Below are 7,597 nucleotides of genomic sequence, written 5' to 3'. Positions count from 1 at the left end.
CTAAAGCGCTAAAAGCGATATAATAATCACATAGAATACACCAAAAAAACCTGAACAGTACTGTTCAGGTTTTTTTTATGCCTATAGTTAAACTTATGCGTTTTGTTGTTTTGTTAGAGCTGTAGGGATAGTGTTTAGTGTAAATAAGACTGTAAGCGCGATAATATCTATAAATATCGATAATGGGCTTCTTGATATATTATGCGTTATAAAAGAGCCTTACTATGATTACAAGTCATTTCTGGGTTTTAAAAGTAAGGCAGAAAGTTTTAGATATAAAAAAACCTGAAGCGCTAACTTCAGGTTTTAATAGGTTGTAATTGATTTCGATTTAATCGACTTCAAAAGTGATTTTTACATTCACTCTAAAATCGGCGACTTCATTATTTTTAATACTAGCGCTTTGTTCTTTTACATACACAGAACGAATATTCTTTACGCTTTTGCCTGCGTGTATTACTGCTTTTTTAGTGGCGTCTTCCCAACTTTTTTCAGAGTTAGCTAAAATCTCAATTACTTTTAATACTGCCATAATGTGTTCGTTTTTAAATTAATAGATACCTAAAAGTACAAAAATTAAAACGAACTAACGTGCTGTATCAAAACGCATGGGTGCTTTAACGATAACGCAGATAAAAGTTAACCATTAATTGCTTCAACGGTGTTTACTTTTCCTTTTAGCATTTCTTTCAGCATATTTTCAATACCACTTTTAAGGGTAAGTGTCGACGACGGACACCCACTGCAAGCGCCTTGTAAAATAACCTTTACTGTTTTTGTGTCTGGATCGTAAGACTCGAATTGAATGTTTCCACCATCACTAGCAACTGCTGGTTTTATGTACTCTTCCAAAATATTAATAATTTCTTTCGAAGTATCGTCTAAAGTTTCAAAATGTGCATCGACTTTTTCTGACGCATTTTCTAAAACTTCAGGAGCATCTGGCGAAATAATTTCTTTACCATTCTCGATATAGCTTCTTATAAACTCTCTAAGTTCGTTGGTAATATCGTTCCATTCAGCAACATCGTATTTAGTAATCGATACGAAATTCTCGTCGATAAAGACACCTTTTACAAAAGGCAGATGAAATAACTCCGTAGCCAAGGGCGAATGCTTCGCAGCATCAATAGAAGTAAACTCGTAGGTAGCAGTGACTAATTTTTTATTGGCAACAAACTTAATTACCGATGGGTTTGGCGTGCTTTCAGCGTAAACGGTGATCGGTACTTTTTTAGAGGTTGCGTCTTCTTCAACAGCAATCCCTCCATTATTTAAGTAGTCTTCAATTTGTGAAGCCACTTCATTTTGTACATCTGCCCATTCCACTATGCTAAAACGTTCTATGGCTACAAAATTACTAGTGATATATACTTTCTTTACAAAGGGCAGGTAAAATAATTGCTGCGCTAAAGGTGACGCTTTTGCCTCGTCTATGTTATTAAATTCAAAGCTTTGATGCTGAGTTATAAATTGATTTAATTCAAATTTAACTATTGAATTATTTGAGGTTTCTTGAATAGATACTTTAAAAGAATTCATATGATTATATTTTTTTGCAAAAATACTAAAAGAAAAGCACAGATATCCATATATTTGGTTTTTATACTACTTTCAATTGGTCGGATATTTAAGCATTTTAACTAAATCCTTTTAAAATTGAAAGCTTTAACAAACGGAATCAAGAAATAAGAAGTAAATTCATATATTTGGCTACGTTTATAATTTATTTAACAATTAAGAGTTTATTATAACGTTACGATTATAATAAATAGTTAGATCACTATCTACCTTAAAAAAAGATTATGAGATTACAAAGGTTACTAATATTAGCAGTTTCAGTGTTTTTTTGCGCGCAATTTGCTTCAGCTCAAGAAGGGCTTCCCATTTATTCTGATTACTTAACAGATAACTATTATTTAATACATCCTTCAATGGCTGGTGTGGCAAATTGTTCTAAAATTAGAATAACAGGGCGACAACAGTGGTTTGGCGACGACGATGCGCCTAAGCTTTTAACCGCTAGTGTTAATGGTAGAATAGGAGATTCGCAATCGGGAATAGGTGCCATTGTTTATTCTGATAAAAACGGATTTCACTCACAAACAGGAGCGTACTTTACTTATGCACACCATATTTTATTCTCAAGAAGTGAAGTCGATTTAAATATGTTATCTTTTGGTTTAAGTGCAGGAGCTGTACAATACAAGCTAGATGAAACGTCTTTCTTATTCGATGGTCCAGATCCAATTATTGGAGGTGTGGAACAATCGGCAACGAACTTTAATGTAGATTTTGGATTTTCATACCACTTATACGAGTTTTACGCGCACGCAACAGTAAAGAACATTTTAAAAAATGAAGGTGTAAACTTTAACGAACAAGGTATTAGTTACGATAACTTAAGAACCTATTTGTTTTCTGTAGGAAATACGTTTTCGAAATATAATAGCGAATGGAGTTTCGAGCCGTCTGCAATGTTTATGTATAGAGATGCAACTGAAGAAGCGTCTATAGATATTAACGTAAAAGCATATAAAACTATGGAGTTTGGAAAATTATGGGGAGGATTATCTTACCGTAGAAGCTTAGATGGCGCCGAATTTGTAGATGGATCTGGTGTAAATAGTCAGAAATTACAATATATAACTCCCATTTTAGGGGTGGACATGGACAACTTTGTATTTGCTTATACTTACAGTTATCAAGCGAATTCAGTAGTGTTTAATAATGGTGGTTTTCACCAAATAACTTTAGGATATAACTTTGGTTGTAAGAAAGAACGTTACAGCTGTAATTGTCCTGCAATAAACTAAGTCGTTTTAAATTATAAAAAACACCTCGATATATTTTTATGTCGGGGTTTTTTTATGCGCCTTAGTTACTAGCCATTTTAATTTTCTGCACTTTTTTAGGTCTTTGACCTTTTTAAGTTTTACGTCTTTTAACGTATTTTTACGTAACGTATTCAGTATTTGTAAGCTGTGTTGTTTGTATTCTGTTCATTGCTTATATTCGTTTTAAAGCGCTATAGTGGTTGTCTATTTAGTCTGAATTTAAAATTATAGGTACGGCAGATTCCATTACAAGTAATAAAATAAAGACGTTAATGTAGAATATGTTTCAGTTTATAAAAAAACGAGAATGAGTAATGACAGATTAGAAATGAGTATAGGACATTGCACATTGAGTAAAACCATATAATTGTTAGGTTTTATATTACTTTTTTGAGAGTCTACATTTTATTTTAATACTAAAAGTATGTAAGTTTATCTTCACTAAATTAATAGCGCCAATGTAAATTGGTAAATAATGATACATTTTAAACACATTTCACTGATTGTCTTTCTGGTCGTATGCCCAATGTTTTTGATGGGGCAAACGCAACCACAAGTGACTGCAGAAACCAAAAACAGTTTTATAATTAAAGGCTTTGTGCGCGAGAGCGAAACCTATATCCCCCTTAAGAATGTAAATATACATGGAAATTTGGGAAGTTATGCGGCTTCAAATCTCGCGGGAGAATTTAAAATAGAGGTTCGGATTGGTGACGAATTAATTATAAGTCATAAAGATTTTGAAACTATTTATTATACCGTTACTTCCGATGACGATTTAACAATCGATGTTAGACCTGCTGAAGGCAATCAACCTTCTGCTTTAAACGCGAATAAACAATCGCCCTCATTTTCAAGTTTACTCGATTCTGCTTTGGTATATAAAAACACATCCGCAGAAAAAAGCATTCAATTCATTACTCAGAGTATAAGTAAAAGTAATTCGACAGCACAAAATGCGAGAGCTTTCGAAGTTTTGGCCGATGTCTATACGCATTGGAAACAATATGATTTAGCGGTTTCTAATTACCGCATCAGTCTAAATAGTAACAAAAAGTCTTCCGTTGAATTAAAATTGGCTAAAGGGTACTATTTTAATAAAAACTACCAAGAAAGTATTGCGCTTTATCAACACTTAATAAAAGAGAAAGGGACTACTAGCGATCGTGCCGAAGTTTATGAAGGTTTGGGCGACGTGTTTAGTAAAACAAAACAACACCAAAAGGCGATTACTGCTTATCAGTTGGGATTAACAATCGCGAAAAAACAATTAATTACAACAAAAGTAACCGATTTAAACAGTAAAATTGCTGAAGCTTATAATGCAAGTGGTGCCATAAACGAAGCGGGAAATTACTATAAAAACGCACTTAATTTAGCGACTAAAGAAAACAAGCAAAGAGCCATAAAAGAGAAAATTAAGGTCGCCGATTTTAATAGCGCTAATCGCGCTTATAAAGTCGAGATAAAACTCAGAAAAGAATCGTTGCAGGACATTCAAGATATTGAAGCCGATACCATAATCGATAACGCAAGCGATTACACCCTGCAAAAGCAAAACTATAAAATAGGAAATGCCTACTATTTGCAGCAGAAATACGAGGCTGCGATTCCATATCTACAAAGAAGTATCGTAGAAGCCGATAAGCGCGAAGATTTAGTCGTAGAAAAAGATGCCAAACGAAAATTGTCTGAGGTGTACAGAGACGCAGGGGATTTTGAAAAAGCGTTAAAAGCGTATGAAGAGTATACGCAATCTGTAGAAAAATTATACCTTAAAAAGGAACAGCAAATTACACAAGCCTCTCGTTTTAGCAGGAATATTGCAGCGCAACAAAATCGTATTGAATCGCTTGAAAGTGACCGCGAACTATCAGAAAGTAAGTACCACTTAAACCAAGAACAAAATAAGCTACAAACACTTATTATTTATTCTTTAATTGGTGGTGTTTTATTATTGTTACTGGCGGCGTATGTTATGTATAAGTTTATAAAACAGCAAAAATTAGCAAATAATTTACTAGCTTTAAAATCACTTAGAAGTCAGATGAATCCGCATTTTATTTTTAATGCATTAAATTCGGTGAATAGTTTTATTGCCACAAACGACGAGCGTGCGGCGAATAAATATCTTAGCGATTTCTCGAAATTAATGCGGGCTGTTTTAGAGAATAGTGAAGAAAATTTTATTCCGTTAACAAAAGAAATCGAGCTGATTGAACTTTACACAAAACTAGAACATTTCAGGTTTAAAGATAAGTTTGAGTATGTCATAGAGATCGATAAAAATATTGAAATTCTAGACTATAATATCCCGCCAATGTTACTTCAGCCCTATATAGAAAATGCGGTCTGGCACGGATTGCGGTATAAAAAAGAGAAAGGAGAATTACGAATTGCTATTTATAAAAAAACGGCAAATGCCATTACAATTAGTATTACCGACAATGGAATTGGTCGCGATAAGTCGAAAGCTTTAAAAACGGATAACCAAAAGAAACAAAACTCCAAAGGAATGGGAAATATTAAAAAACGGGTGTCTATATTAAATGCGATGTACAAAGATACATTGGATGTGTCTATATCCGATCTTAATATGGAAGACGGCACGGGAACCCAAGTACTCGTGACCTTAAAGAAACATTAAAATGTAGGGAGAATAGAATGTTTAATAATACACGATCAGACAAAACTATGAAATTACAAGCGATCATTGTTGAAGACGAAGCAACGAGTAGAGAGATTCTGAAAAATTATCTCAACAAATACTGCCCCAATGTAGCAGTGGTTGGCGAAGCTTCAAATGTAAATGAGGCTTTAGAAATTATAAGACTTACTACTTTAGATTTGGTGTTTTTAGATGTAGAAATGCCTTACGGAAATGCATTCGATCTACTAGAGAAAGTAGGCGATAGAAGTTTTGAAACGGTATTTATAACCGCTTACAGCGAATATGCTATTGAGGCTTTAAACGCTCACGCGTCGTATTATTTAATGAAACCAATAGCTATTGATGATTTAATAAAAGCGGTAGATTACGTTTGGGATATTAAGCAGAAAGAAGAAGCACTACAACACCAAGTGTTAATTCCTGAAATCATTAAAAATATAGAGGGTAAAATTACGATTCCGCAACAAGATGGCTTTGAAGTGTTAAGCAACGCCGATATTTTATATTGTAAAGCCGATGATAATTATACCGAAATCTATTTAAAAAATAATAAGAGGAAAGTGGTTAGTAAAACCCTAAAGTATTTTGAAGAAGCGTTAACCGACTTAGGGTTTGCTCGCGTGCACAAAAGCTATTTAGTAAACGTTAATCACGTTGTAAAATACGTAAAAGGAAAGGGCGGAAGCGTTATACTAAGCAATGGATCTGAAGTAATGGTATCGGCTTCAAAGAAAGCAGCATTGCTGTCTTATTTTAAATAAATTTAATCAAAAAAACAGATAAAAATATGCCAATTATAAAACCAGTAAACGGAAAATCACCTCAAATTCAAGACGATTGCTACATTGCAGAAAATGCCACAATTGTTGGTGATGTTACTATAGGGAAACACTGTAGCATTTGGTTTAATGCCGTATTGCGAGGCGACGTAAATTTTATAACATTAGGCGATAAAGTAAATATTCAAGACGGTGCCATTATACATTGTACCTATCTAAAGTACCCAACGATTATAGGGAATAATGTTTCTGTGGGGCATAATGCGATTGTGCACGGTTGTACCATCCACGATAATGTATTAATTGGGATGGGAAGTATTGTAATGGATAACTGTGTTATTGAAAGCAATAGTATTGTTGCTGCAGGTGCTGTAATAACGCAAAATACCGTGGTAGAATCAGGTAGTATTTACGCGGGTGTGCCTGCTAAAAAAGTAAAGGATATTAGTGAAGAGCTTATTAACGGTGAAATTAATAGAATCGCCGAGAACTATATTAAATATGCAAGCTGGTTCAAATAGGTGTTAAAAATCTAGATACTCAACTTTACGATTTTTTCCTAAAAGCGACGACATAGTCTGTGTATTGTTAGTGTTAATATAAAAGAGGTTCTTTCCAATTGTATTTTCATTGTTTATAAGATTATTACTCTCTAAGGTTGCTTTAGTATGCCTAGCCACCGCGAGGCCAGAATCTATAATACTAACTTTTTTTGGTAATAATTTTAAGAGTTGCGGAATTAAATAGGGGTAATGTGTGCAGCCTAAGACTAAATAATCGATGTTAGAATCGACCATTGGTTTGGTGTATAATTTTAAGAGCTCTGTCATCTCAAGAGAATTCATTTTGCCCTCTTCAATTAGCGATACTAGACCTTCACCGACACGCTCTACTATACTAATGTCACTCGCATATAGATTGGTCGTTTTATGAAATAATGCGCTAGAAAGGGTTCCTTTTGTAGCTAAGATGCCAATAGCTTTGGTCTGTGTTTTTAACGCTGCAGGTTTAATTGCGGGTTCAATACCAATAATCGGTACATTAAATTGTGCTCTTAAAATATCTATGGCATTTGTAGTGGCGGTATTGCAAGCGATAACAATAATTTTACAACCTTTATTAACTAAGTATTGCGTGTTCTTAATACTAAGTTCAATAATCTTTTCTTGAGATTGTGTGCCATAAGGAGCATTTTTACTATCGGCTAGATATAGGGTGTTTTCAAAAGGTAGAAGCGCGCGGATTTCTTTCCAAATGGAAGTGCCTCCAACGCCAGAATCGAATAAGCCAATAGGTTTTGTGTTCATTGC

The 7,597-nt window shown here is 34.1% G+C and carries 7 protein-coding genes; 4 read left to right on the top strand and 3 right to left on the bottom strand.

All coding sequences use genetic code 11. The features are described 5' to 3' along the window. Positions 1 to 331 precede the first annotated feature (331 nt). Positions 332 to 532: a dodecin family protein gene (locus ES676_RS09610; protein WP_148370106.1), complete on the bottom strand. Its 201-nt coding sequence runs from the start codon at positions 530 to 532 to the stop codon at positions 332 to 334. Positions 533 to 639: 107 nt separating this feature from the next. Further along, positions 640 to 1,542, bottom strand: coding sequence for a NifU family protein (locus ES676_RS09605; RefSeq protein WP_148370105.1), 903 nt, complete (start codon positions 1,540 to 1,542; stop codon positions 640 to 642). 263 nt (positions 1,543 to 1,805) lie between these two features. Here ES676_RS09605 and ES676_RS09600 point away from each other — a divergent pair, with 263 nt between their 5' ends. The 4 genes from ES676_RS09600 to ES676_RS09585 all read left to right on the top strand — a co-directional run bounded on the left by ES676_RS09600 (position 1,806) and on the right by ES676_RS09585 (position 6,808). Further along, the gene (locus ES676_RS09600) at positions 1,806 to 2,816 is read left to right on the top strand and encodes a PorP/SprF family type IX secretion system membrane protein (protein ID WP_148370104.1); all 1,011 of its coding nucleotides are present in this window, start codon (positions 1,806 to 1,808) and stop codon (positions 2,814 to 2,816) included. Between the two features lie 496 nt (positions 2,817 to 3,312). Beyond that, positions 3,313 to 5,484, top strand: a complete 2,172-nt coding sequence (locus ES676_RS09595) for a histidine kinase (protein WP_148370103.1) — start codon at positions 3,313 to 3,315, stop codon at positions 5,482 to 5,484. A gap of 47 nt (positions 5,485 to 5,531) precedes the next feature. After that, complete coding sequence (locus ES676_RS09590) at positions 5,532 to 6,269, top strand: LytR/AlgR family response regulator transcription factor (RefSeq protein ID WP_148370102.1); 738 nt, start codon at positions 5,532 to 5,534, stop codon at positions 6,267 to 6,269. Between the two features lie 26 nt (positions 6,270 to 6,295). After that, positions 6,296 to 6,808, top strand: coding sequence for a gamma carbonic anhydrase family protein (locus tag ES676_RS09585; RefSeq protein WP_148370101.1), 513 nt, complete (start codon positions 6,296 to 6,298; stop codon positions 6,806 to 6,808). Between the two features lie 3 nt (positions 6,809 to 6,811). Here the strand turns inward: ES676_RS09585 and murI are convergent, their stop codons facing one another. Continuing rightward, complete coding sequence (gene murI, locus ES676_RS09580; RefSeq protein ID WP_148370100.1) at positions 6,812 to 7,594, bottom strand: glutamate racemase; 783 nt, start codon at positions 7,592 to 7,594, stop codon at positions 6,812 to 6,814. Between the last annotated feature and the right edge of the window lie 3 nt (positions 7,595 to 7,597).

This window comes from Bizionia saleffrena (assembly GCF_008086175.1).
GTDB classification, from domain to species: domain Bacteria; phylum Bacteroidota; class Bacteroidia; order Flavobacteriales; family Flavobacteriaceae; genus Bizionia; species Bizionia saleffrena.
Note: the sequence above shows the minus strand (reverse complement) of the source record. Positions and strands in the feature narration are given on the sequence as shown.

Bases quoted from the DNA above. Each gene is read 5' to 3' on its own strand.
- ES676_RS09605 (WP_148370105.1), bottom strand. From the start codon at position 1,542: ATGAATTCTTTTAAAGTATCTATTCAAGAAACCTCAAATAATTCAATA.
- murI (WP_148370100.1), bottom strand. From the start codon at position 7,594: ATGAACACAAAACCTATTGGCTTATTCGATTCTGGCGTTGGAGGCACT.
- ES676_RS09610 (WP_148370106.1), bottom strand. From the start codon at position 532: ATGGCAGTATTAAAAGTAATTGAGATTTTAGCTAACTCTGAAAAAAGT.
- ES676_RS09590 (WP_148370102.1), top strand. From the start codon at position 5,532: ATGAAATTACAAGCGATCATTGTTGAAGACGAAGCAACGAGTAGAGAG.
- ES676_RS09600 (WP_148370104.1), top strand. From the start codon at position 1,806: ATGAGATTACAAAGGTTACTAATATTAGCAGTTTCAGTGTTTTTTTGC.
- ES676_RS09585 (WP_148370101.1), top strand. From the start codon at position 6,296: ATGCCAATTATAAAACCAGTAAACGGAAAATCACCTCAAATTCAAGAC.
- ES676_RS09595 (WP_148370103.1), top strand. From the start codon at position 3,313: ATGATACATTTTAAACACATTTCACTGATTGTCTTTCTGGTCGTATGC.